The sequence below is a fragment of the Sphingobacterium sp. B29 genome, assembly GCF_001952815.1.
Classification (GTDB): Bacteria; Bacteroidota; Bacteroidia; order Sphingobacteriales; family Sphingobacteriaceae; genus Sphingobacterium; species Sphingobacterium siyangense.
Map to the genome: position 1 here is coordinate 204,858 of NZ_CP019158.1, position 26,866 is coordinate 231,723.

Consider the following 26,866-nt stretch of genomic DNA (forward strand, 5'->3'; position numbering starts at 1 on the left):
AAGAACACATATCTACAGCTATGAAGATTCATTAAAAAAACGCCGGATTTCTAATCTTTTAGCCACAAATTTTTCCTTTCAATTTGTAGACCGCCATTTGACTTCCTTGAATGGACAATGGTCATTATGATTGCTACAATGATGGTCAAGAAGCGAAAAAAATTGCTCCATCCATTTCCCGCAGCATTGTCCGAAACATCAAAAATCATCCAAGCCGAATTCATCAAAACATGAAGTGTTACCGGTATCCAAAGGTTAAACTTCCACTCAGCATACAACCACGAAAATAGGATAGAGCCGAAGAAAGTCATACCGAAAATCAGGACCAATTCTCCCAAATCCTGACTCTGATAAAGATGTAGTAAAGCAAACAGGAGTGATGTAGCTAAAATGGATGGAATAAAACCTAGTCGGGTATAGCGAAAAACTAAACCAAAAAAATAGGCACGAAAGATCATTTCTTCAAAGAATCCTGATGACACACTATTTATTAATAGTGTGTTTGGATCTATTTTCCGATTTAAGGTAAAAACAAAGGCATAACCCAAGAACATCGGTAAAGTAGCTATTATTCCAAAAGAAAGCCCCTGTAAAAAATTGCCTTTCAACCCAAATTTTTCCAAGAATTCATTCTGCCCTTTCGGTTTAAGCAGCATTGCCCCAAAAAGCAACGGTACAAGGCTAATTGAATAGGTCAGTACATGCCCCAAAAATCTACTTTGGACATAGTTGATTATCATGGATTGAAGGGGCGCAAAAAACAAATAATCGAGGATAAAATATATTCCGAAGAAGAGAAATAATACCAGCAGGTTTAAACTTTTTGTGTTCATCTTTTTTTTGAACAAAATTATGCTACCCAAGACGGGTATACAAAGTTATGTGGCGTATGGCAAGATTTAGGGACGATTGACCAAAACGTGGGTGGTCAGTCCGACAAATAGGGTCTAACTGATTCTATAGCAGACCTCGAAATAACAGCACAATCTTCAGTATCTGCAAAACGTAACAAAAAACCTTGAGCATTCCCTTCCTTTACAAGGATTTTTTCAAAATTGACAAGAAAGGACCGATGACATCGGTGAATAGACATTGTATTCAACAGTTCAGATAAGCGGCTCAACGTAATTCGTACCATCTGCTTCTTTACCATACCATCCTTCCTAAAGTAGATCATGCAATAATTATCCATCGATTTTGCAAAAATAAAATCGCTTGGCAGCAACTTTAACGGTTGATTACCATTGGGAATATCGACCAGGGCCAAATGGCAGTCATTCGCTTGGCTCAATATCATAGCCGGCTTTATTGAAAGACTTTCCATCGACGAGTTATCCTTTTCATGATTCGAATGACGCCTATCAACTCGAAGCAAAAAATAAATCGCTGCAATAGGGCTATAAAGTGAAAGCGTGTAACATCCGATATAGGGCAGGTTATTCCACTGCAACGGGGCCTGATTGATGAACCAACCATGATAGACGAAATTTAAAAAACTTGATAATAGGAACACAAGAAAAATACGAAATAGTTCTATCGCAACTGTTCCTCTTTTTTTACGCAAGACGATAGAAATTAAGGCATATGCAATGGATAAAATGGCCCCGTATCCGGATAACAAGCTAAATTTATAGGCATTCTCAAAATTATACGTTCCAAATGGCTGAAAAACCAGTAGGAATACATAAGCTGATAAGCCAAGTAAGAAGGCATAAGTGAGCAACTCTCTTATGGAGACAATTTTGGGGATAACGATATTTAAATAATTTAGAATAGATTTTTTACATATCATGATTGGATAAATTTAGCATTTTTCTTGTGATTAACAGCGTACATTACACAAAGACTTCTTCAAAAAAGGCTGGCAGAGCAAAAATTTATAGTGAAGAAATTGAAATATATTGAATTTATAATTTAACTTAGAAGATATTTTTTCAAGCACATTAGTTAGCTTGAATTAAAATTGATTTGTCATATTATATTTTAACGTAATTCTCAAAGCTATGCGTTTAGGTCAACTACTTACTTTATTTCTTTGTTCGGCTTTTGTACATGTTATCCAAGCACAGGAAAGCCAAGTTTTAATAGAAAATGTCAAACTGCTCGACTATACAACTCAAACCTTAACTCCACCAAAACATGTTTTAATAAACGGAAATACAATTCAGACCATCAGTACATCCCCTATTGACGCACAAGGAAAGAATATCGTCAGAATTGACGCTAAAGGCAAAACACTGATACCTGGATTGATTGATGTACATGTCCATTTGGTATTTGGAGCTTTGACAATGCCTCAAATGATGACAAATGACCTATCCGAGGAATTCTTGATCAAGACGGTGGGGCTATCGGCTCAACAGATGTTAATGCGGGGTTTTACAAGTGTACGTGATGTCGGTGGCCCCATATTTCCATTAAAAGCAGCGATCGACAAGGGCAAGCTTTTAGGGCCTAGAATCTGGCCTTCTGGTGCCGTTGTAAGCCAAACTGCAGGCCACGGAGATTTTCGGACACCGGAGGAAAAATCGCGTCGTTTTTTCGGCGTTGTCTCTCGTGCGGAGCGATATGGAGCAACCTTCATCGCCGATGGTCGTGATGAGGTCTTGACTGCAGTAAGAGAGAATCTAAGATTCGGGGCAAGTCAAATTAAACTCATGGCAGGCGGAGGAACTTCTTCAGCATATGATCCTGTGGATGTCACCCAATATACACTAGACGAAATGAAAGCAGCAGTAGATGCAGCCGAAGACTGGGGAACCTATGTCACCGTACATGCGTATACGCCAAGAGCAATTCGAAGAGCGATCGAAGCTGGCGTAAAATGTATAGAGCATGGACAATTGCTCGATGAAGAAACTTTACAGCTAATTGCAGAAAAAAATATCTGGCTTAGTTTACAGAATCTTGTGGAAGATACACCCGATATGGATCCACAACGAAGAATCAAGCGTAAGCCTGTCATTGAAGGTCAGGAAAAAGTATGGCCTATGGCTAAGAAATATGGGGTAAAACTAGCTTGGGGTACAGATTTCCTTTTTGAGCCGGACCTGAATAAATTGCAGAATACTTTTATTTTGCGCCTTCAAAAGTGGTTTACAAATGCCGAAATCATTAAAATGATTACCCAAGACAATGGCGAGCTTCTGCAGCTTTCGGGTTTAAGAAGTCCTTATCCTGGCAAGCTGGGAACAGTAGAAGAAGGAGCGTTGGCAGATCTAATCCTTGTAGACGGAGATCCTCTTAAGAATTTAAAACTATTGGCAGATCCTGAAAAAAACTTTCTGTTAATCATGAAAGATGGTCAGATTCATAAAAATAGCCTCCAGAAACGTTAATATTTCCAAGGTCAAATTTATTGTAAATCGAAAATACAGCATATTAAATTGATAAAATGTATTTTCGATGACATCAGTTAAAAGGGGCTATTTGGGCCCTTAAAGGTGAAAAAGGAATCAAACAATTTTTACCATCACTAGGTGCAGGCGGTTGCATTACGGTATAATTTATTTGAAGAGTAAACACCTTTGCATTTAATTGATTAGTTTTGCGTTTAAACGATAAATCAAAGCATTCGGTGGCATTATTATTCAACGACGGGCGTCCAGTAGTAAGACTCAGAGCATTTCGGGCTATCGACGATCCCCAAACCTGTGAACGTTTCATAGAAGGACACGCACACGTGTTAACTGCTATAGGCGTAAAGAAAGTAACTTCTTCCAAAAATGACTGGATGTACAATCCCGCATCATTCGTATTGATCGTAGAATCCCTTGATGGCGATAAAGTCTATGGTGGAGTACGTATACACGTATCTGGAGGGAGCGAACCACTTCCCATTGAACAGGCCACGGGAGCGATGGATGCTAAAATCTTAGACCTTGTTTATGATTATGCGCAACAGGGGACAGGTGAAGGTTGTGGCCTTTGGAACTCTAGGGAGATTGCTGGATATGGCATTGGCAGCATATTTTTGACGAGAGCTGGTGCCGCCATCAGTACACAGGTTGGCATTAAATCACTCTTTGCTTTATGTGCTCCTTACACCGTGAAATTAGCAGAAAGTGTTGGCTACCGCATTGATACAAGTGTTGGAAATAATGGCACATTCTATTATCCGAAGCTGGATCTACTGGCTACCGTAATGATTATGCGCAATCTAGACACCTTGACCGAAGCCGATCAGGAAAACAAAGATGCAATTTTGTCGCTTCGTAATAATTCCAATATTGTCCGCATAGAAACTTTACGGAATAAGGAGATTGAAATTCATTATCAAATCGATATTCCGAATCTCAATCAATGGGATTTAAATGAAATTATTAAAAATCTGAAACATACATCATTAGATCATAAATCAGATGATCGTAATTTAAATATCTTATAATGGACACTAAACATTATGGTGCCGGCTATTTAATGGATACCGGTGATTTTCTTAAACAATTAAAAATACATTCATATACTCCTTTTAATACGATTAAAGAGGGGGTTGTCGTCGATCTTGGCTGTGGAACTGGAATGGATGCCATCAATTTGGCTAATATACTGGGCCATAATGTACTTGTCGTTGGATTGGATCATGATAAGGCCTTAATCGAGCATGCCAAAACAAGCAGTTTAGAGGTAAAGAACGTCGACTTTGTTCAGGGTGAAGTTTATCAACTTAGCTTTACAGATAATTCCATTTCTGGCATTAGAATGGAGCGCGTTGTACAACATCTGCTGGAAGCGCCAAAAATGTTTGCTGAGGTTCACCGTGTTTTGCGTGAAGGTCAACCCTTAGTGATCGTTGAGACCATTTGGAATAGCCTGACATTTTACAGCAAGCATGTTGACATTGAGGCTAAGATATGTCATTATTTGACCGAAGAAAAAGTCAACAATGGCTGGGCTGGGAATAAATTAACTTCAGACCTATTGACTCAAGGCTTTAAACAAGTTCAATTGCAAACATTCTGTATGGTAGCCCGTTCGAAAGAAGAGGCCAACCGCTATCTTTTCTTAGATAAAATTCTTTTGGAGATGGTCGAAAAAGAGAAGTTAAGTATAGCTGAAATGGAGGAATTTCAAAATACATTGGATCAAGCTGATGAAGCGGGTTGTTTCCTTGTTTCTATGAATTTAGTTATTGCCGAAGCAAAAAAATAGCATATAGTGATGAAATGCTGGCTTAACTTGATCTTCTTATTTATTTTTACGTGCAGTTCAACTTGTTTTGGAGAGGTTATTATCGATAAACCGACACAACGTGTCTTGATCGGATACGGCCTGGAGCGTTATACCGGGAAAGGAGAGCCTAACTTTGCAGATACTTCGGCCTCCTCCTTTCAATCGTTAGAAAGCAAGGTCCCCAATTTGGGCATATCACCCGCTGACATCTGGTTTCGATTGCCCGTAACAAACAAGGGCAAAGAAAAGCTTGAACTCTTGCTCGAAATCGCCTATCCCCTCTTGGATGAGGTCGAACTTTTTGTACCGTCATCAAACGGGCATTATAACTCGATCAAGCTGGGCGAACATCAATCTTTTTCGGCGAGAAAATATAAGGTCCCTAATTATGCATTCGACATTCAATTACCTGGAAATGAGAAAACCATCTTTTTTCTTCGCATAAAAAGTACAGAACAGATTATTCTCCCGATCTATTTAAGTAACGAGCGCAGTTTCTTAAAAGAGATGAATGATGACAGTTTGTTAAGCGGCATCTATATTGGTATTGTCGGCATTATGGCGATATACAATTTATTCCTGTTTTTTTCTGTCCGTGAAAGAGGCTATCTGTATTATGTCCTTTATGTTCTTTGTGCAGGAATAACACAAATGGGTATTAAAGGTTACAGTTTTCAATATTTGTGGCCAAATTGGACTTATTTTGCAACAAAGGGTCCTATTATTTTTGGTTGTTTATCAGGCTTATGCGCCCTGCTTTTTGCAGATTCATTTCTTCAATTACCGAAAAATGCTCCTCGGTCAAGACGTGTGATTACTGTTTTTATCATTCTTTTTGTCATTGGCAGCCTTCTTACACTGCTCAACCTGACACAACCAGCGTTCATGGTTATGCAGCTAACAACAGGAGCGGGGTCTTTATTTGTCCTTTACTTATCCTATCGTGTGATGCTAAATGGTTATAAACCGGCTAAATATTTTGTTTACGGTTGGACAATTTTATTATTAGGTTCTGTCGTGTTTTTATTGAAAGACTATGGCATCTTAAAATATAACGATTTTACGAGCAATGCTGTACAAATTGCATCTGTTGTGGAGATGGCCTTACTGTCCTTCGGTCTAGCTTACAGTATCAATATTTTAAAAGAAGAAAAAGAAGCATCACAAGTCAGAGAATTAGCAATCTCATTAGAAAACGAGAAGTTAATACGTGAACAAAATATTGTATTGGAACAAAAAGTAGATGAGCGGACACGTGAATTAACAGAATCTAATGAGTCTCTACAAACCACTCTTACTCACTTAAAGGAAACGCAATCTCAACTTGTCGAAGCCGAGAAGATGGCCTCTCTTGGTCAATTGACTGCTGGTGTTGCGCATGAGATCAACAACCCAATCAACTTTGTTACGTCTAATGTCGCCCCGTTAAAACGTGATATTAAGATGATTTGGGAAACGTTGGAGGAAGTAGAGCGTATCGCTTTTAAAGAGGGGCTATCCGATACTGAAAAGCAATCTCAGATCAAAAAATTCAAAGATGACCAGGATATCGATTATCTGAAAACAGAGGTAGATTTTCTATTAAAGGGGATGCATGATGGGGCCCATCGGACTGCCGAAATAGTAAAGAGTTTGCGGATCTTCTCGCGCGTAGACGAGGATACATTAAAATTTGCCGATTTAAATGAGGGGCTGGAGTCAACAATGGTTATCCTCAATAGTTTATTAAATAACACGATTGAAGTTGATAAGATCTATGGCGATATGCCAAAGGTAGAATGTCATGCAGGCAAACTTAATCAAGTCTTTTTGAATATTGTGACAAATGCTATTTACGCCGTAAATAAAAAGTTTAATCACGATGTTGGTGGTAAAATATGTATTGAGACCGGAGTTAAGGAGGATAATACAGCTGTGTTTATCAAAATCGCAGACAATGGCATCGGTATTCCAAAAGAAATCCATGAACGGATATTTGAACCATTTTTTACAACGAAAGACGTTGGCGAAGGTACTGGTTTGGGAATGTCCATTGCCTATAATACCATTGCGAAACATCATGGGAAGATTATTGTAGATTCAGAAGTGGGACAGGGCACAAGTTTTACACTCCTCATTCCAATTCAACAAAACAATTAATACCGCTATAAACTGAAAATAGTTCAATTAACTATTATTTTTTCATATCTTTTGTAAGGGAATAAAACCATATAATAAAATTATGCAGAGGGAGCTTGAAATATTATATATCGATGACGAAGTAAACAATTTGGTTAGCTTTAAAGCGAACTTTAGATACGATTACGCTATCCATACAGCATCCAATACGAGTGAGGCCGAAACGATCCTTCATGCTCATCCTGATATCCGTATTATCTTCTGTGACCAACGTATGCCGGATGAGATGGGCATCGATTTTTTGCACCGCATTAAAAAAGATTTTCCAAAACCAATCCGTATTCTTTTAACGGCTTATGCCAATATGGAAACTGTAATTGATGCAGTTAACAAGGGTCATATTTTTAGGTTTGTCCGAAAACCCTGGATGAATGAAGAAATCGTTTCCGCTATAGAAGAAGCAAATAAATTTTATGTTGCAAACTCTATGCTAGAAGTTAAGAATCAAGAGCTGCAAAAAGCTTATGATGAATTAGATAAATTCGCATATAGTGTTAGTCATGATCTTCGTGATCCATTGACAGGGGTTCTTTCTGCGGTGAAACTTGGGTTAGAATTTGACAGCATAGACCGTATTCATGAGTTGTTATCACTAATGGATAGTTCATTGGTCAGCTTAGATGCTTATATTGACAGTCTGCGAGACTATTATCTCTTACGAAGAGGCGAACTTATGTTGTCAGCCATAAATTTCGAAGAGCTCTTTGATAATATCCGTCAGTTTTACAGTATGTACACGCAAAATAAAGATGTTGCCTTTGAAATCTCAGTGGATCAAAAAGAGATCTTTAGCGGCGATAAAGCACTTCTAGAACTAATTTTGCATAATCTTCTTTCTAATGCGTTTAAATACCAACGTAAAGGGCAGGAAAACCAGTACGTCAAACTCTCCGTATTCGTATCAGAACGTAAAGCTAAAATTATTGTGAGTGACAACGGAATAGGCATATCGCCAGAGTATGTTGAAGATATCTTTAAATTATTCTTTAGAGCAAGTGATCAAGCTAAGGGCATGGGATTTGGGCTCTATAATGTTCAGAACGCACTCTTAAAACTACAGGGAAAAATTGAAGTGCAATCACAGCCAAATCAGGGCACAACCTTTACAGTCATCATACCGAGCAAATAAGACCTCTCACTTTCGGCAATCCTATGCGATTGCAGCGAAGAGTATTACAAAGCAAACAGACATTTTAAATAAAAGTCGACTTTCCTAAAATTATAATCTTTTAGGAAAGTAGCTTTTGCCGCAGCAGAAACTCCAACTGATCATTTGAAGTCTCAAGTTGAGAATTAGTCTCCACAATCTTTTGACGCTCAGCATAGACATCATAAGCGCGTTGAATCGTTTGATCGAGCTCCTCTTCACTCCACGGCTTATTGAGGTAATGAAAGATCTTTCCTTTATTGACAGCATCAACGACAGCTGCCATATCTGTATACCCTGTCAAAAGGATACGCATTGGGGCTGCATTGATCTTAATAATCTCTTCCAAAAACTCTACACCGGTCATTTCCGGCATCCGTTGATCAGTAATGATAATATGTATTTGGTTGTTTTTGACAATATCGATTGCATCGGCACCACTAATTGCCGTGAACACTTTATACTTTAGTCGAAATGTCGCTTTAAAAGAAAACAGATTGTTTTCTTCGTCGTCAACGTACAATATCGAAATCTTCTTGTCTTCCATAAGCTTATCGTCTGAAATACAAATTTACGTAATAAATTCGCTGAATTAATAACAGATTAAAGAGTTTTATGTTTTCCTAGCAGAAATAATACCTGATCTCTGATAAAATAATGGATTAGTTATCCGAAAATTATAGCAGCCGACGCCGGAAAAACGATTTAAGGTTAATAACTGCCCGAAGACAATCCCTAACTTAGATTAGCGAAAAAAAGCCATCCTACATTTGTAAAACGGCTTTTTTAGATAGTGACCCCGCTGAGGCTCGAACTCAGGACCCACAGAATAAGAGTCTACAGGTCTTTAATCGTCAACAAGGATAAAAATCTTCGATTAGCGAATGCTAAAGGCAATTTACAATTTTCTGAGATTCAAAATTAACGGCTGTTACGTATTTGTTACGGCTATAAAATTTCTATTGACACACTCGATGTTACGGTCCCCCAAATAATCTAGTAATGGTGTTGAGGCCTCAACAGTTTGTCGTTTTGAACTTCTCAAATTGAAAAATTACTATCTTTAAATAACCCTTGCAGATTCTCTTTGAATAATGGGATTACCTTTTAATATTGCCTTTACTGGACGTCCATCCGAAGACGGGCGTTTATCGTTTTACAACAAAGATGTCGTTTCGTTAAACAGGAAAAATGTTGACCGCTAATCTTTTTAAGCTCGGTCGCCCCACAATCTCTCCTGCTGATTCGGACGTACTTTCTGATCTAAGAAGCCGGATGGCCGAAGCCCGGAAAAAGAACATTAATTTGGTCAATCGTTAAGGTATTTGTTGGTAAGAAGAAAAATGGCGGAAGTTATTGTAAAGTATAATTTGCCCAAGACCATATTAATGCTCTCGATAACAATTTAGCAAAAAAACATATACCGCTATAAATCTAAGGGCTAAAATAATTATCGGTAATCATTAATAAAATTACAGATATTATTAAAAAACCTAATTGTAAGCAACCTGATTTCTTCAAGTTCGGTACATGGTTGTTCTCTACTGAACAATGCTCAAATAATTATTTAAATAATATGTTTTGCACCAAAGTTTCCTACTATCTTCTCTATTATTTTATCATCTCATGAAATATTGAAATCGGATTGTTTAGAGATTCTTTGTCATAGCTTTTCTAGATCTGTATAACATACTATGTAACATTAGCTTACAAAATCATAATTTATATTATTAAAATTATAACTGCTGTTTTTTTTGGCACTTCATTAGCATAGCGAAATTTGAAGGGAGCTATTATTCCCTAAATCGCGCTTTAAGTGCAACGCTCAGACCTTATTAATAGAGCATACTAATTATAAACTTTTAAAACAGGAGTTATGAAAACTAAGAAATTTAAAGAAATCAAACCGGTTCTGTCAGCATTATTATTTATTGTCATAGGCACGACCCTTGCGGTAAGCTGTAGCAAAAGCGACGAAGGCAGCGATCCGGTTGGCCCACCGGTCATCACGGCTGAGGTAGACAACCGGACAGGAACTGTTACCTATCATCATTCAGCAGAAAATACGCTATCTACCCTTGAGCCCGGACCGGACGGAGAAGATGTAAGCTGGGATTTCTCCCAATTTAAGTCAGCAACAACAACTACCGTCACCGTTTATGGATGTCCGGGAAACAGCAATTGTTCCGATTTTACAGCAGCCAACAGGTTAACCCTTACCGCAAAGGGCAATGTGGACCAGAGTTTTGCATATAGCATTTATACCAACAGTGAAATGCAGCGGATCGGGGTCAAAGGGATATCGGGAAGTACGCAAAGCAAGACGGTCTACTCCAATCCGATGACCGTCGTAAAATATCCAATTAGCTATGGGCTGTCGTTTGAGGATAGCTTTGAGGCACAGAGTACAGGCATACTGGCGGAAAAAGGAACCTTCAAATCTACCGTGGATGCCTACGGTACGCTCAAAACTCCAATGGGAACATTTAACAATACGCTGCGTACAAAGGGTGAACTAAAATTCACCACGAGGACTGCCGCGGGAACACCATTGGTGGTAGAATCCGTATCCTATACCTGGCGCTCACCGGACCATGGGGGTACCACATTATTGCTCATTACTTTCAATACGATCAATACGAACGGAACCATATCCCGTACCCGTAGCCTTACTTATGGAGAGGTTAAATAAGAAAATAATGTTGATTAATACTAAAGGATATGAAAACGTATAGGATAACCATAGGTTTCATAAGATCCTTATTATTTCTGGGTATATTATTTTCCGTTATGGTATTTGGCAAGAGCCAAGATCCCATCGTAGGAGAGTCTGACACCTATTATTTTATTTCAGGGCAAAGGAAATGACAACAGATAAGAGTACATCTCGATTACAGACCACATTTCCCCTTACACCCCCTCTAAACCCAAAGTGCAAACTCCATATGCAATAGGATTCGATCTTCGATCATATGGTAGATTAATATGAATCAGCCAAATGATTATGAATATTACAACTGTCAACACATATGAAAAATCTTAGATTAACATCAGTATTTGTCATTGAAAAGATAGGTTTAACTCCTGCCAATCTGTCTATATTGAAGACGGGCAAAGCTAAAGCATTAAAAATTGCCACACTGGAATCCTTGTGTGAAGCTCTAGACTGCCAGTCGGCAGACCTGTTGGAATTCAGAAAAGACAAAACCGGATAGTATGAAAGCAAAAATCAATAAGAAAGTAAAGCGAATACTGAAATGGACCTTAATCATTTTCTTGGCTTACTTCATAGCTACTTCACTTTACTATGGCGAAGGTTCATTTGATGAAAGGACGGGATTCAGTACCTTCTATTGGTCAGGCTTGGATGATCTGCGAAGAGCGGATAAGGCTTCGGGGCTTTTGGTCAATGAACAGTATCCGACCTTTCTGGATGGCACCGACGGCCCTTATGTTTTTGGTGACAAATATTATGTCGTGACGGCTGATAACGAAATAGTAGAAGGAAATGTAGATAGTTCCGGTTTGATCATAGTTAATACAGGTATAGAGGAGTTTCCGAGCTTTTCCGTAAATCTGCGAAGCAGTTATGCCACGGAAACGTATGATTATAAGATGCCCGAAAAACTAATTGCTATTTCCGATATGGAGGGGAATCTCACAGGATTTTACAGTTTTCTGCTCGCCAACAACGTGATCGACAAGAAGGGCGATTGGATTTTTGGAAGAGGGGCTTTGGTTCTAAACGGAGATTTCTTTGATCGCGGCACCCAGGTTACCCCTCTGCTTTGGTTTATCTATCACCTCGACAATCAGGCGCCGCAAAGTGGTGGCAAGGTTCATTTTATACTGGGAAACCATGAAATTAAAAATTTGAGCGGAGATGCCTCCGACGGTTCTTTTAAATATATTGAAATTGCAAAAAGAATCAGCGGGGAAAAGCAATGGGACAAAGCGATAAGATATCTATATAGTGAAAAATCGGAAATGGGGAAATGGCTTCGATCAAAAAATATCTGTGAAAAGATCGGTAGTCATGTTTTTGTACACGGAGGATTGAACAGGCTGCATTTACGGGAGCGTTTCTCCCTTGAGGAAATGAACATGATTGCCAGAAAATACATGGGAAAAAATACTTCCGCCCTTGCAGGCATGAACAAGCGGGACGAAATAATAACCAATACCATAAACAGCCCTTACTGGGACAGGAGGCTCAATCTGGATTGGAAAATTAAATGGACGTACAAGCTCAACGGAATCAAGGTTCTAGAGACTACAGAAAAAGACCTTGACCAAATTCTGGATTTTTATGGCGCGGAGAAAATTATTATAGGACACTCCATCGTACATGATATTTCTACCGGATACAACAATAAAGTGATAAAAATTGATGTGGAGCACGGAGAGGAACTATCTAGCGGAAAAACACGAGGATTGTTGATTCAGAATAATAACTACTACAAAATTAAGGATCTTGATGCTATGAAATCATGGAGCACGATTATGTGAGCTGGAAAAGAAATAAAACAAGAATTATTTTTAACAGATCGGGTAGATCAGCCCCCCTGTTTTGGTCGGTTAGTAAGGTATGCATGGTTTTAATTTTACGTTGGTAGGGAGAATCAGGAACCGAGATCAATTGTACCTCCGATCTCATAAAATTGGGCCAGATCTTGATAAAGCGCGTGCCGACAATAAAGCTGTCATTGATCAGGATATCTCATTGTTCAGGAAGGATTAAGGTTTTCCAAAAGAGATATCTAGGCAAGATGGTTCTCATTTATTTATTCTTTTACAGTGTATTCTGTTTTGATATAGAAAAAAAGATCAAGAAAATTAAAAGACGACATGTTACGTGGGAAAACAATTTCGTTAGCAGCGAACTGTTGAATAGTGGAAAAATAAAAGGATTATGGGTGCTCATAATCCTTTTCGGAAATAGAATTAAATTTCGCTCGCCGATGAACTTTTATACTAATCTTATTTTAGTTTAATACCAATGACATTTTCTGAAACTTCTTCAATTGCGTCTTTGGGGATTATTTTGCTATTTTTCAAGATTTGATCTAACAGATCTTCCGAGGTTGTGGTGTGCAGCACTGTAATCTTTGACACACCTTTTTCAAATTTTCCGGACACGGACGTAATGCCCTTGAAGGTTTCTATATCATCCTGTAGTTCCTGAAGATATGCATAATCAATTCCAGAAATACGAATTACGGTTTTTTGTCCTGATTTGTTTTCTTTATTCAATAGCTTGCCTATTTTTCCTGCGGTTTTTCCCGCACGTTCGGTTTGATTTGAAGCCCTTTCTGTTTTGTTAAGAATTTTGTCCACTTTGTCCAATAGACCTTGTGCTTTGACCATCGGAAGGCTCAGGCTCAAGCCCGCCGCTAATAACCATTTTATTGTCTTCATAATAAATAATTTTTATTTTGTCTACTCTGGCATCAGTTTTCGACATATCTGTATCATATACCTACCTATTGGAATATGAATAGTACAAAGTTGACCTTCGTGGGAATAGATGCAAAATTAATTCAATGCAATATCAGTTATTTTAAATGTTTTTTAATCGTTATTCAACATTGCGTTTTGGCAATTAAACTGATGGTTCGGAGCAAGAAATGAAGAATATCATGTGTAATATATTCCGAGTATTAAGATGTGTGAAGGATTCCATCGGTGCCAAGCGATCGAATGTGGTCATAATAACCAATTTTCAAAATATTTAAAGAAAGGGATCTTACATTGATTGGAGTATTGGGTCCATTGAAAAATATTGAATTTTAATTGTGTAAAGTTTAAATTTATACAATGATAAAATTAGGGCATCGAGATTTCTCGTTGATCCAGATTCAATGGGTCAGCTGGGTTTTTGTTGTTTTTCTTACGTTTACGTCCTATTTGATTACGGACTATCCCTTAACGGCAAGGGCAATATATTCGACCATAAATAATGTCCTGTGCAGCGCAGTGATTATTTATGGAAATATGTTGGTTCTGATGCCGAGATTCTACCGGCTGAATAAGATCAAAGCCTATGTTGTGGTCGTGGTGGTCTTTTTGTCATTAATCTGTTTCTACAGGGTGAAGTTCAGGACCTATATGATGCATGTTTTTTTTCCAAATGTAGTCGACCAGAGCTCTGTCACCCAAGTTTATACGGTCATAGCCATTTCATGTATAATGACTTTTTTTCTAAGTTTTTTGCTCAAATTGGCCCTGGATTATTTTATGGTTCGAAAGGAACAGGAACTGTTGAAACAACACACGGCGGAAATTGAGCTCGACCTGTTGAAATCCCAGGTGCAGCCACATTTTCTGTTCAACACGCTCAACAACATTTATTATGTTGCGCAGATCCAGTCCCCCGAAACGGCTCAGCTAGTGGCAAAGTTGTCCAACATCATGCGCTATTTCGTAGATGAGGCTCCCCAAAAAGAGATCCAACTGTCGACTGAAATCCAATTTATACGGGATTACATTGATCTGGAACAGATGCGCTTACGTTATCCGATGGATATCGATATCCGGATCGATGGGAATATTGAATCCGTGAGGATGCCGCCGATGCTTATCATACCACTAGTGGAGAATGTCTTTAAGCACGGTATTGATAAACGATGTGCAAACAATTTTTTATACCTATGCCTGAAGGTGCAGGACGATCAGCTCCGTGTTGAGGTATCCAACCGAATTGCCGACACACATTTGCCTCCTTCAAGGCGGGGCGGCTTAGAAAATCTGACATCGCGGCTCACCTTTCTTTACGGCGTAAAATATAGATTCGACAGAATCGAACAAAACAACGATTTCCTGATAAACCTGACTATACCCTTATGAATACGATAGATAGAAATACCATAAGCTGTATGATTGTGGATGATGAGCCAAATGCCGTAAAGCTGCTGGAAAATTATATTCAGAAAATGCCGTTTTTGGTTCTAGAACAAAAATGCTATGATGCCTTTGAAGCCATTGCCTATCTGAAACAGGGATCAGTAGACCTTATTTTTATGGATATCAACATGCCGCAGATGTCCGGGCTCGATTTAGCGGCACAACTGCCGAAGGATCAGTCGATCATTTTTACCACGGCTTATTCTTCCTATGCCTTGGAAGGATACGAATACAACGCGGTAGACTATCTGCTCAAACCAATCACGTTTAAACGGTTTATCCAGTCGATCGACAAATTCCGTAATCGTTACCTCACTACCGATCCGGCTATTGCTCCTCGGCCAAAGGAGAATGTTCCGGGAAACTGCATCTTTGTCAAGTCCGGTAAACAATACGTTAAGTTACAGTACAATGAAATCTTATATTTTGAGGCCAGCAAGGAATATGTTATTGTTGTCGGTGCCAATATGCAAACCTTGGTCTATAAGCGAATGAAGCAACTGGAGGCACAGCTTCCGCCCAATTTTATTCGTATCCACAACTCCTTTATCGTCAATATCAGTAATCTGGACCGTGTGGTCGACAACCATGCAGTGTTCGGACAAGTTAAGTTGCCCATCAGTAGCAGTTATAGAGAACGATTCTTAAACCTGATCGAGAAGAACACCCTGTAATCAATTTCCGCTCGATATTTGGCCCATGGCGTCAGATTTATCTATGTCTAATTTTCAGTAGGAATTTATCGCGCAAACAGTTTTAAGACTGTTTGCGTATACATACGGTATTCAGTATTGAACAAAAGCCTTTTCGTATTGAATATTTTCTGCAATCCATTGAATATTTTTTCGTGATTGATGATATAGTCTGACTTTTATGCCTGTACTTTAGCTCCCTGCATGTTATGGTAAATGGGGTGTATGTTTCAAAATTATAGTCCTCATCTGTATGTAGCGCGAGCATAGACCGATAAATTTTTGATTATGAGAACATTGAAAATTCTAACACTTTTTTTCCCTAATTTTTATAACGTTTGCCCTCATTTCAAGCTGTAGCAAGAGAGAGGATAAGGATACAGGAAATCCGGAAGGGAATTATATCAAGCTGACCATCGACGGTGAAGAGATTATGATGACGCATCTGGCCGTTATGGCCGAAAAGGAGAACAAGACCTGGAATCTGAACGCACTATCCGGCGGCGGGGGCAGCTCATTAACAGGAAGAACGAGTATGACGATCAATATCCGCGACAAGGACGGTGTACTTAAAGAAAAAACCTACAAACTGGATGATGGAAGCGCGGATATAATGGCCACTTTCACCGAGTATCTAAACGAAAAACCGGATACCTACCATTGGTCGGCAACTACGGCATCGGCCCTTTCTGGCGATGAGCTAACGGTAACGTTCTCGTCTTTGAAAAATGATGTTGCGAGAGGCACTTTCTCGGGGCAATTGCGCGTAACTAGTGCAGGGGATCTGAAAACTTTCAGGAAAGTTACCAAAGGTGAGTTTACTCTGTCAATGAAATAGAACATAGCTCGGACACTGTATTCCATCCTAAAACGATAAATGACTTATAAATGAAACGCATTGAATTATACTATTCCAAGAAATTGTTCATAGTGAGCAATTACAGGAAGCCGCTTGCATTTGCAATACAAGTTGGTAATGCAATAAAAATTACATTGGCTTGTATATTTCTATTTTCCGCATTCTCTTTGAGCGCACAGTTGAGTGTTCCGCCAAAAGCTGCTTTCGACCCTTTAGAGGCGAAAGAATTACTTGCCCCCGGAAGCAGTTCTATTAAAGGCATAGCCTATACCCGAACAAAGAACGGCTTTGGTATAACTGGCACCAAGACTTCTATCACTAGGGAAACAGTATATCTACTTCCCTTTACCAAACATCTGGCCGAGTGGGATGCCCAAAATTCGAAAGTGTTTAAGAGCAGGAATAAAAAATATGTGCTCTCTGATGAATGCCTCCAATATCATCTTTCAACCACTACTGATGAATATGGCAATTTCGAATTCAAGAACTTAAAACCGGGCAAATATCTATTGCAGACCAAATACTACATGACACATACCTATGACGGTGTCGATGTAGGGACAAAAGGATATTTTATGAATAAAACGGTGGAGATAAAAAAGGAAAACGAGGTGCTGGACGTAAAATTTGCCAATTGGTAATCTGTACTGCAACGAATGTCAAGTAAAACTAAAGGATATGAAAACGTATAAATTATACAGCTGTCTTATGAAGGCCTTATTATTTCTGGGTATATTATTTTCAATTATAGGATGCGGCAAGAGCCAAGACCCCATCGGCGAGGATGATATGTATTATTTCAGGGCAAAGATAAACGGTAAAGCTGTCAATTTTGCTCATACTGCCCTTTTTGATGGCGGCGGGAACGACGACAGGTGGGAACTCATCTATATTTCAGGCTACATTTCCCCTTACGATCCCTCTAAACCCATAGAACAGGATCCGCATGTAATAGGATTCGATTTCCAGAACGAAGGGGGTACTTTTCGCCAAGGGACGTACACGCAAAAAGGAGGCGCAGGGAATGGTCTCGATGACAGTAGACCTGAAAGCTACAGTATTGACATGGAATACCTTATTCAAACATCCAATGGTACGGTTCAATACGATACTGGCGATCTGGAAGATTTGACAATACAGATCCTTGAACTCAGTAAAACAGGGGGGATAAAGGGTACATTTAAGGGGACACTAACACACATGAGAAATCCAAGCGATAGAATGGTAGTTACCGAAGGAGAGTTCTATCTCCCTTATAAAAAATTGGTCCATCCTTATAAATAACGGATGTTCCATTATATGTAAATAAGCCAAACAAAAAAAAATAATAAATCGGTTTAAAGTTTACGCTAAGAAATTTTACTTTCCAGTGGCCAGCTTTGACAATGGCCCCTGGAACGTTGCCAATCTAAAGACAATCTGACATTCTTATTCCCGATAACCTAAAAAAAGTACATGTTATATAGAACGGAATCTACCTCAACCTTCCTTTACTATTTTCTTCTTCAACGACCGGAATCGTTCCATACCGCACATCTGGAACAGTAGGTTTTACATATTGTCCTTCTTTTAAACCAGCAGCCTTATTGAAACACTTTCCCTTTTGAAAAAATCAATTAGGTGATTACGAACTGCTCGATGATTGGCAGCCGAACCGTCTCGCCCATCATCTTTTTCCTGTTGGATATAATTGTTACAAAATTTGATGAAATCGATTTCTTCATCTTTGTTTTTCAGGTAATCTCGTAGTGATTCGGCTGTAAAAAAATCCAGCTTTCCTTCAAGTTCACCGATCGTCTTTCGGTAATCTTTTAATTGCTTTTCAACTAACTCATTGATGAAAGGATCTTTAATTCTATAATCCTTTGTCAGCTGCTTATTGACGACATAATGATTTGTGTCAATAAATTTTCTTTCTCCTTTGTGATAGACGCAGATCTTAACGTTAAAAGTGCCATCTGATTTCTTGTGGTGTTCATAAACTTTCGCGCTTACGGTTGCCATAATCTTTTTCTTTAGCACGTAAAAAATCCCGTTACATATTTGTTACATTTTTACGTGAAGTTCAACAAAAAACTATGCAAAACACGCCGTTTTGAAGGATTCAAAACGCATGGGGTAGAAGTCCCTAAACTACCCTAATAAACGAAAAAAAAAGCCGATTTACGCAAGTAAAAACGGCTTTTTTCTAAGGTGACCCCGCTGAGGCTCGAACTCAGGACCCACAGATTAAGAGTGTACCGCCTATACCCACTAGAGCACGTTTAAAAGCGCTTTTTTCCATTTTTCGTCTTGCTGAGACAAAAGTGAGACACAATGAGTGATTATTCAGTCAAAATCAAAAGATCAGATGATTTAAAAAAAAGAGTATTTATTTCAATTTGCCTAAATGGGAAAAGAACAAAGGAATACACAGGACTAAAAATAGGCTTAGATATTAAACCTAATTATGCTACATCGGTTTATGAAAGAGATAAACAACTACAAGTATTAGAGTATGAATTTAGGAAGGCTATTGACATTGGAAATTATCCGCCAACTTCTGAAATTAACCACACATTTGTTGAAGAAGAGGTATCTATAAGAAAAGCATTTCAGAGCGCCTTAAATCAAAAATTAATTTCGAATTTAAATACTCGTTATAAACAGAACTTGACAAAAGTTCACTCCGCATTTATCATTTACCTTGGGGAAGAAAATTTAGATAATCCAATCTCCACTTTGAATGTACAAGAGGTTCAGAATTTCCTCAATCAATTTCAAAGTTCAAATACCTATTATATGGACAAAAGAAGAGATCTAGGAGTTTTATTGTCCAAAATCAACAACCTGTATGATTTAAATATTAATCTGATTAAGAAAACAGAAAGAAGAAAACCTAAGAGTGTTTTACATCAGACCTACGATGAAAAACAAATCCATTTAGTATTGAACTATTTAAAAAAAGCACACGAAAATCTTTACTTATGTTGCTTGCTTAGTTATGGTTGCTTTCTGAGACCACATTTTGAAGTTCGTAAGCTAAAGGGACGACATTTTAAAAATGATTTCAGTGAAATCCACCTCTCAGGAGAAGAAAACAAAAGTGGGAGAGTTCGGGTCACACCTATACCCAAATATGTCAAAGAAGCCATAATAGAAAGAGCTAGGAAACTTTTACCTAATCAAAACCTATTCACAGGAACTGCAGATTATTTTAATGAAAATTATTTTAGCAAAGCTTGGTCGAGGCAGGCAAAGAAAATGAGAGAATTGGGTTTATTAAACGAAAACCAAACTATTTACTCATTTAGACACACCGCTGCCATAAACGTCTATAAGAAGACAAAAGACCTTCATATACTCCAACAGCTATTAGGCCACTCTGATATGATTGTAACGCTTAAATACCTCCGTGGATTAGGTGTTCATAATGCGGATGAACTAAAGCATGTGATGCCAGAATTGTAATGAGAATTTGAGAATTCATTTCGTTAATTATCCCCCCTCTAATAGAATAAGTTAACATTATTTGATATTAGCCCGATGGTAAATCCACGGGCTTTTATATTTTTGGGAAAAGAATATAATTATATGGCATTATACCCAACACCAGTTAAGATCAATTTGAAATTCAATATTAATTTAGAAAGCATAAGGCCATATTATAATCTTAAAGAAAACTTGAAAGTAATCCATGGGAAGGTCGATGACCATATAGAAATTGACCACAATTTTTTTGTATTCGGATCAGACTACGAAATATTTAATATTGCAGGATTGTATTTTCGTCCTAAAGAAAAAGAAGACCATTCTACAGATGAGGAAGTAATAATAACAAAAACTGCAGAGGAAATGCTTGGTATAGCTTATCTATTTTGTCAAAACGAATGGAATACCTATTATAAGTACATCTTTAATTCATATCAGACAGATACCAAGATAAGCGGGGGATCAGAGAATTACATCTCTAAAGAGCTTATCGAACTAAGCGAGATCATAAAACTATTCGAAATGCTCCAAGATATAGAGCATGCAGATACTCGATTAAGGTTGAAAGATAGTAATAACAAAGTTGCTAAAAACTCAATTATTGAATTGCCACCCGACGAAAGATTATTAGTCATCGAAACTCTTTTGGCAAAAAGAATAAAATCTTGGGAGAGGAAAAACTTAACGGCAAAAGATATTGAAATTTTTCAGAAGAGTATCGGAAAAAAGTTTGTTTACAAGGATGATATACCAATAGCAAATGTCTTAAAGAAGATGAACACTATCACCTCGCAGGGTATTATGTGTCTGAATGATATCTATAAAAAGCCAGTGAGTACCCGATTGGAATATTTTAAAAGTCTATACCAATATCTCATTGATAAATGGTCGTGGGATGAAAGAGCTTCTCCTCTGAATAAATTTAATTCATTAATTGCAAAGACCATCAATAAATATATTGATGATAAAAGTCAGCTATATAAGAATATTTTCAATATAGGGTTAAACAAATATAAACTCCAAACGATATTTGCGGTGTTAAGAATACTAAATCTAATACCAAAAAAAGATAGCTACGATGTATCAAAGCCATTTGATCCCAAAGAAGACTATATAAAAGACCTACTTAAAAAGTAAAAAACCATCCAAAATTTTTTCCATCTCATTTTCAGAAGGGGGTAAGCTTCAAAATTAATAAAGCTTACCCCTTGGGATATTAATAACAATTTGCCGGCGTTCGCAAAAAGGCTGATAAAAATATCATCCGAAAGCGGACAATAGTTCTTTGAAATATGGATATCTATGAGATATCGAAAACTTTAAAAAAGTGCAAATATTCGATATGCAAGGAAATACTTCCACAAATCAAATATTTGAGAATACAAATTGATTGGCTTTCCAAGCTCGAGATTGGGGGCCTAATAAAACATAATCCACATGAGTGATAAACAAAAAAAAGATTTAGACGACAAGGTCGTTAGGAATCAAAATAATCAAACAGACGATAAAAAGGAAATTATCATCAAACAATCCCTAAACGGAGTAACATTTTTAACAGACTACGATAAACAAGCAATGAACAATCTAATGAACGATAGCAGTAATCAAACAGATATGAACAAGTTAAAAGCATTACGTGCAAACTTATTAAAGAGCGGGAAAGAAAAAAGTCCTCAAGAGATCGTTTATAAAATAGAAAACTTCTTTATTGATGATGATCCTTTTGGTATCATATTAATGGATGATCTTAAAAAAGTTATTGAGGAGACAAATGACAGTGGCTTCGAGGGATTAGTGTTATTCTTTAAATATGTCGGAGAGAAAAGGAGGTTCCAGCTTTCTGCTACATTAAAAGATAAAATGGGCAAACCTTACTATTGGGCTATCGTAAAGGATGGGATGTGTGACATCGGTTTCAAAATCCCAATTTTCACTGGAATCGATCGCATTCTTAAAAGCCGTGAGAAAGTGGCAATGTACATTACAATGGAAGAAATTTTAGATAAACTTCAAGACAATTAATAAAAGGGGCATTAGCCCCTTTATGTAAATATTACATAATGGATATAAGAAATATTATAATTAAAGAAAACCAGTTCTTAGGAGACAAATTCAGCTTGCTTCCATCGAACTCAATTATTAGAAAAAATATTACGGGAATTGGTGCTACAACATTAGAAATTCAAAGTCAAAGAAATTCTATTATTGTTTTACCTAATTTACCTGTTATTTATCAAAAAGCATCAAAACATGATGGAGTATTAGGAGTGCATGGTGACACAACTATTCTAGAGATTATAAACTATCTGTCAGACACAAGACTACCTTTCAAAAAGATTTTGATTACTCCTGAATCCTTTCACAAAATGATCACAGCGTTTGAAAATCAAAAAATCAATTTTAGAAATGATTACTTTTTACTGTTTGACGAATGTGATAAAATATGCAAGGATATTAACTATAGGCAAGCCATTACCTTGCCAATGACCTATTTTTTTGGTTTTGCCAATAAGGCTTTTATTTCAGCTACTGCAATGATTCCAAGTGACCCTAGATTTGAACAACAGAACTTCCAATTGATAAATGTCGAACCAGACTACCAGATTAAAACTCGAATAAAGCTGTACAAAACAAATAACGCTTGCTATACTTTCGAGTATCTTGTTGGTAAGAATTTGAGAAATCGGACATACTTTATTTTCTGCAATTCTGTTAATCTAATCACACATATAATTAACAAGAAAGGAATAGGTTCAGACAGTTCAATTTTTTGTGGTGAAACTAGCGCTGACCGAATAAAGAGCCGTGCATTTAAACATGTTGGATCTAAGCTTGATGAAAGCAAATTTTCAACTTACAACTTCTTAACCAGTCGTTTTTATTCTGCATTGGATATTGATTTTGATAAGGATGTTGAGATTTTCATAATTTCCGACCTTGGCATTTCAGAATATACTATCATTGATCCCAAAACAGATACTATACAAATAATAGGGCGGTTTAGAAACAAGAAAATAAAAAAGAACGTCTCAATTATAGCCACCGAAGACCCAGACTTGATTTCGCTAAGTCGTGAAACTTGTTATAAAATTATTGAAACAAACAAATCAACTTATGATACGATACGAACTTTTGCAGAAACTCTACCTTCTGGTGAGACACAGGAAATTTTAAGGGAACTAAATAATCTGCTTGATTATAATCGATTCATATATAAAAATGGTTCTTTAAATTATTTTGCCGTTGATAATTATATTTATAAACACGATTTATCAGGACTATATAAGGATTTTTCCAAATTAAAGGAATTGTATGGGAACTTACGAATAGACAATACAACAATTTATTTTTTCGAAATCGAAGAGTTCAGTGAGATTAATGCCAAAATTCCGAGTTCTTCTGAAAAACTGCTATTAATTAAAGGAAAAAAAATTCACAACCATTGTCCACGAAATCATTAATATATTAGATTCACTAAAAAAGACCAATCAGCTGGATATTACTCCATTCGAAGAAGTCAAATCAGATTTAAAAAAAGCCCATTATGAAATAGTAAAAGCATATGAATTGCTTGATCCTGAGGTCCTAAAGCTAGTTGCAAACCCGAACGAATTAAAAAAAGAGCTATATAAGGTAATTAACTCCAAGGTGCCAACTAATTTTCCTTTTCTAAGGGATCTACAGTCAGAATTTATAATAGGTGAAAAACTAGAGTTGATTGATATTGAACAAAAGTTCAAAGAGTGTATAGATAAGCATAAATTAGAAATAAAACCTAAACTAAAGGAATTGCAAAAGTATATACAACTTAAACGATGTAAAATAAATAAGTCCAATTGGGGCTATCGGGTCGCTGATTATATAAATTTAAATAATTAAATCATTGCAGTAAAAAATAACCCTTAAGGGTTAAATAAAAATGCAACATATAAAAAAATGTAAAACAGGATTTCAAAAATTTCTAATCCATACGGAGGATGAAATTTTTGAGCCTGTTTTTTGCTTTGCAGGTGTCTTGAAAGCTGGTAATATAATAATCTGATCCCATCCGAAAAATATCACTTTTTCAATTAGAGGGTATTTCTAGTCTAGAGATGCTGTCTGCTTTATTTCGCTATATATCAAATAATTATATCGATCTATTTTTTAATCTAAGTCGCAAACACCTATATACCTACCTTTTATAAATGCCCCCTTTCTAATAGAATAATGCACTGTTTGGTAAATAATCCGAAGTTAATGCACAGCCATTGAATCTAATATATGTGTTTTACGCACTACAGGTGTAAATGATCATCCCCCGACGTCAACCTACTTGGAAATCATTTATTAAAAACACAATCAAACCATGAAAAATCTACTAAATGTTTCAGAAATTCGGGTCGAGTTCGTTCCCGAATTTAAAATTTCAGAATGTCCATTAATTACCAATTCACAACAAGCCTACAAAATATTGATGCAGGTCTGGGACAGATCAGTTATGAGCTTTTTAGAAGAGTTTAAAGTTATCTTGCTTAACAATGCGAACAAGGTACTAGGAATTATAGACCTAGCAAGAGGAGGCAAGGATTTCGTTCCAGTGGATATGAAAGTTATCTTTTCCATTGCGCTGAAAGCATCTGCTTCTAAAATAATACTGGCACACAATCATCCATCGGAGCAATTACAACCAAGTTCTGCCGATAGAGCAATCACAAAGAAAGCAATTGAAGCAGGCAAGTTCTTAGATATCGAAATCTGCGACCATCTGATAGTAACGCCTGACAAATACCTCAGTTTAAAAGATGAAGGATATTTTGACATTGATAATCAATAATTATTTATCTTTGTATTGTATTAAAATATTGAAGAAATAAAGCGTTAGCTTGAAGTTCTTGTGAAAGAGAAAACCTAGGAAATTTTCAATTGCACAACAAGAGCGGATAAGGTGACGTTCTACGCTATATGTAAGCGTGGGACGTGCCTATCTGTTTGTTTGTGCAGGGTTCTCCTAGGTACCTCTCTCAGCAATCAGCTCTAGGTTACGTCCCACGCTTTTTTATTATTAACCCATCGGAATCGGGACTTTCGATCCAAACACTTATTGAACTTATGAAAAGGTTATTAACGCTATGCGGGGTTATTCTACTGCTTGCATTGTCCTCTTGCGCTTCCAAAGTATACTATACCATTGGGATGAGTGAAAATGATTTCCTAAAACAGAATAGAAAAAAGGTTACAAGCATCAAACATACTCGTAACTACACCATTTATCTGCAAGGTGATGGATATCAAGGTTCGTGGTATTTCTATTTTATCAATGGTGTTCTAGATGAAGTTAATCAAGGCCGACGAGGTTCTGACTTTATCATTGAAAACCGTTAGTAAACTCGAATCGATAACATGCATATAATAATATTATTGATCGTTTTCGCATCGGTTTTGCTATTCTTCAAATCACAGAAGACGTTGGATGAATCAAGGAACATCATTGTATTAATAATTCTTGGATTTTGTCTTCTCATATCAATTATATCACAATTTGTACAATAATGGCTATCTCATATAAATCACAAGACGAAGGAGTTCATAATGGATGGAAATACAATATCTCCTTAGACTGGAAAGACGATCTTGTCATAAGTATATCTCCATCATATTTTATTCAACTACCTCCGCAGGGTTCACCAAATTACGAGACAATTTCTGCGTTGAGGAACAAGATGATTAATATCAACATGGATAATACGCACAGGTTTACGAAGAAAATTAGATTTCTAGGAATTTTTTCTTCACCAGTTCCACAAACGCACAAAGGTCATGAATTTGCGAGGGAATACATCGATTCTAAATTGGGCAGATTTAATTTCGACCAAGTATATAGAGCGATACTGGACGACCTTAAAAAATACACTTAGTCAATAAATAGCCTTTTCATTTACGGGAAGGCTATTTTATCCCAAGCTTATGGCAGTTTATCAATCTGAAATTGTTTACTACAACAGAAGTTGCTTTTGGTCAATATATCAAGAGGACATAACAACGTCTGCAATTGCTGAAAATATAAAGGAATATTATCCAAATGTAAGTACTAGATGCTGGAAGAGATTCTCCGCCACTTGGGTCATTGAAGGACAAAAGCTCAATATTTTCAAATTGAGTGGTATTATCAATTATTCTGATTTCAATAGTTGTTCTCCTACAAATCAAGATGAGATTATAGATATTGATTTATCACATTGTCTGAATAACTGCAGGATGCATGCTAACTGGTATACAGGAAAAATTTACTTAGTTAAAAATCGGTCTCAAATAGAGCACATGGATAAAGATCGTATTCGGGTCTATGTCTTGACCTTTGTTAAAGGCCGATTGATAAACGAAGTAATCCGAGTAACTAGAGGTAAGAAGTCTTTTATTGCACGGCTATTCGATAAATTCCGTTTTCCATTGACCAATTAAAAT

At 37.1% G+C, this 26,866-nt stretch carries 25 protein-coding genes; 20 read left to right on the forward strand and 5 right to left on the reverse strand.

Annotation, left to right across the window (positions count from 1 at the left end):
- Positions 1–50: 50 nt before the first annotated feature.
- Complete coding sequence (locus tag BV902_RS00880) at positions 51–833, reverse strand: CPBP family intramembrane glutamic endopeptidase (protein ID WP_075990367.1); 783 nt, start codon at positions 831–833, stop codon at positions 51–53.
- Between the two features lie 95 nt (positions 834–928).
- On the reverse strand, positions 929–1,792 hold the full coding sequence (locus BV902_RS00885) for a LytTR family DNA-binding domain-containing protein (protein WP_075990368.1): 864 nt from the start codon (positions 1,790–1,792) through the stop codon (positions 929–931).
- A gap of 211 nt (positions 1,793–2,003) precedes the next feature.
- Between BV902_RS00885 and BV902_RS00890 the strand changes: the two genes are divergently transcribed.
- From BV902_RS00890 to BV902_RS00910, 5 genes are all read left to right on the forward strand, one after another.
- Positions 2,004–3,338: an amidohydrolase family protein gene (locus tag BV902_RS00890; RefSeq protein WP_075990369.1), complete on the forward strand. Its 1,335-nt coding sequence runs from the start codon at positions 2,004–2,006 to the stop codon at positions 3,336–3,338.
- Between the two features lie 239 nt (positions 3,339–3,577).
- Positions 3,578–4,387 carry a hypothetical protein gene (locus tag BV902_RS00895; protein ID WP_075994562.1) on the forward strand — a complete coding sequence of 270 codons (810 nt, stop codon included), beginning with the start codon at positions 3,578–3,580 and terminating at the stop codon, positions 4,385–4,387.
- Entirely contained in the window at positions 4,387–5,151 is a 765-nt protein-coding gene (locus BV902_RS00900) for a methyltransferase domain-containing protein (protein WP_075990370.1), read from the forward strand. Before BV902_RS00895 ends, BV902_RS00900 begins: the two co-directional genes overlap by 1 nt.
- 9 nt (positions 5,152–5,160) lie before the next feature.
- Positions 5,161–7,311 carry a sensor histidine kinase gene (locus BV902_RS00905; protein WP_075990371.1) on the forward strand — a complete coding sequence of 717 codons (2,151 nt, stop codon included), beginning with the start codon at positions 5,161–5,163 and terminating at the stop codon, positions 7,309–7,311.
- 82 nt (positions 7,312–7,393) lie between these two features.
- Positions 7,394–8,479, forward strand: coding sequence for a hybrid sensor histidine kinase/response regulator (locus BV902_RS00910; protein WP_075990372.1), 1,086 nt, complete (start codon positions 7,394–7,396; stop codon positions 8,477–8,479).
- A gap of 100 nt (positions 8,480–8,579) precedes the next feature.
- Here BV902_RS00910 and BV902_RS00915 read toward each other — a convergent pair whose 3' ends face one another.
- Positions 8,580–9,044: a response regulator gene (locus BV902_RS00915; RefSeq protein WP_046673283.1), complete on the reverse strand. Its 465-nt coding sequence runs from the start codon at positions 9,042–9,044 to the stop codon at positions 8,580–8,582.
- A 1,329-nt stretch (positions 9,045–10,373) separates the two neighbouring features.
- On the opposite strand from BV902_RS00915, the gene BV902_RS00920 reads away from it, so the two are divergent.
- The 3 genes from BV902_RS00920 to BV902_RS00930 all read left to right on the forward strand — a co-directional run bounded on the left by BV902_RS00920 (position 10,374) and on the right by BV902_RS00930 (position 13,006).
- A complete protein-coding gene (locus BV902_RS00920; protein WP_075990373.1) occupies positions 10,374–11,189 on the forward strand; it encodes a hypothetical protein in 816 nt (271 codons plus the stop codon).
- A gap of 337 nt (positions 11,190–11,526) precedes the next feature.
- Positions 11,527–11,712, forward strand: a complete 186-nt coding sequence (locus tag BV902_RS00925) for a helix-turn-helix domain-containing protein (RefSeq protein ID WP_075990374.1) — start codon at positions 11,527–11,529, stop codon at positions 11,710–11,712.
- A 1-nt stretch (position 11,713) separates the two neighbouring features.
- Entirely contained in the window at positions 11,714–13,006 is a 1,293-nt protein-coding gene (locus BV902_RS00930; RefSeq protein ID WP_075990375.1) for a metallophosphoesterase, read from the forward strand.
- Between the two features lie 471 nt (positions 13,007–13,477).
- Here the strand turns inward: BV902_RS00930 and BV902_RS00940 are convergent, their stop codons facing one another.
- Positions 13,478–13,915 (reverse strand): hypothetical protein, encoded by a 438-nt coding sequence (locus BV902_RS00940; RefSeq protein ID WP_075990377.1) that lies wholly within the window; start codon positions 13,913–13,915, stop codon positions 13,478–13,480.
- A gap of 399 nt (positions 13,916–14,314) precedes the next feature.
- Between BV902_RS00940 and BV902_RS00945 the strand changes: the two genes are divergently transcribed.
- From BV902_RS00945 to BV902_RS00965, 5 genes are all read left to right on the forward strand, one after another.
- Positions 14,315–15,343 (forward strand): sensor histidine kinase, encoded by a 1,029-nt coding sequence (locus tag BV902_RS00945; protein ID WP_075990378.1) that lies wholly within the window; start codon positions 14,315–14,317, stop codon positions 15,341–15,343.
- Complete coding sequence (locus tag BV902_RS00950) at positions 15,340–16,074, forward strand: LytR/AlgR family response regulator transcription factor (RefSeq protein ID WP_075990379.1); 735 nt, start codon at positions 15,340–15,342, stop codon at positions 16,072–16,074. Before BV902_RS00945 ends, BV902_RS00950 begins: the two co-directional genes overlap by 4 nt.
- Positions 16,075–16,525: 451 nt before the next feature.
- Entirely contained in the window at positions 16,526–16,930 is a 405-nt protein-coding gene (locus tag BV902_RS00955) for a hypothetical protein (protein ID WP_075990380.1), read from the forward strand.
- A 50-nt stretch (positions 16,931–16,980) separates the two neighbouring features.
- Complete coding sequence (locus BV902_RS00960) at positions 16,981–17,592, forward strand: carboxypeptidase-like regulatory domain-containing protein (RefSeq protein WP_075990381.1); 612 nt, start codon at positions 16,981–16,983, stop codon at positions 17,590–17,592.
- 37 nt (positions 17,593–17,629) lie between these two features.
- Positions 17,630–18,235, forward strand: coding sequence for a hypothetical protein (locus tag BV902_RS00965; protein WP_157625816.1), 606 nt, complete (start codon positions 17,630–17,632; stop codon positions 18,233–18,235).
- A gap of 285 nt (positions 18,236–18,520) precedes the next feature.
- Here the strand turns inward: BV902_RS00965 and BV902_RS00970 are convergent, their stop codons facing one another.
- A complete protein-coding gene (locus BV902_RS00970; RefSeq protein WP_075990383.1) occupies positions 18,521–18,955 on the reverse strand; it encodes a hypothetical protein in 435 nt (144 codons plus the stop codon).
- Positions 18,956–19,267: 312 nt separating this feature from the next.
- Here BV902_RS00970 and BV902_RS00975 point away from each other — a divergent pair, with 312 nt between their 5' ends.
- The 7 genes from BV902_RS00975 to BV902_RS01015 all read left to right on the forward strand — a co-directional run bounded on the left by BV902_RS00975 (position 19,268) and on the right by BV902_RS01015 (position 26,863).
- On the forward strand, positions 19,268–20,401 hold the full coding sequence (locus tag BV902_RS00975) for a tyrosine-type recombinase/integrase (RefSeq protein WP_075990384.1): 1,134 nt from the start codon (positions 19,268–19,270) through the stop codon (positions 20,399–20,401).
- Between the two features lie 75 nt (positions 20,402–20,476).
- On the forward strand, positions 20,477–21,559 hold the full coding sequence (locus BV902_RS00980) for a hypothetical protein (RefSeq protein ID WP_075990385.1): 1,083 nt from the start codon (positions 20,477–20,479) through the stop codon (positions 21,557–21,559).
- A gap of 300 nt (positions 21,560–21,859) precedes the next feature.
- Complete coding sequence (locus tag BV902_RS00985) at positions 21,860–22,444, forward strand: hypothetical protein (RefSeq protein WP_075990386.1); 585 nt, start codon at positions 21,860–21,862, stop codon at positions 22,442–22,444.
- A 38-nt stretch (positions 22,445–22,482) separates the two neighbouring features.
- A complete protein-coding gene (locus BV902_RS00990; protein WP_075990387.1) occupies positions 22,483–23,883 on the forward strand; it encodes a DEAD/DEAH box helicase family protein in 1,401 nt (466 codons plus the stop codon).
- Positions 23,884–24,770: 887 nt separating this feature from the next.
- Entirely contained in the window at positions 24,771–25,238 is a 468-nt protein-coding gene (locus tag BV902_RS01000; RefSeq protein WP_075990389.1) for a JAB domain-containing protein, read from the forward strand.
- Between the two features lie 275 nt (positions 25,239–25,513).
- A complete protein-coding gene (locus BV902_RS01005; protein ID WP_157625818.1) occupies positions 25,514–25,786 on the forward strand; it encodes a hypothetical protein in 273 nt (90 codons plus the stop codon).
- A 582-nt stretch (positions 25,787–26,368) separates the two neighbouring features.
- Positions 26,369–26,863 carry a hypothetical protein gene (locus tag BV902_RS01015; protein ID WP_075990392.1) on the forward strand — a complete coding sequence of 165 codons (495 nt, stop codon included), beginning with the start codon at positions 26,369–26,371 and terminating at the stop codon, positions 26,861–26,863.
- Positions 26,864–26,866: the final 3 nt, after the last annotated feature.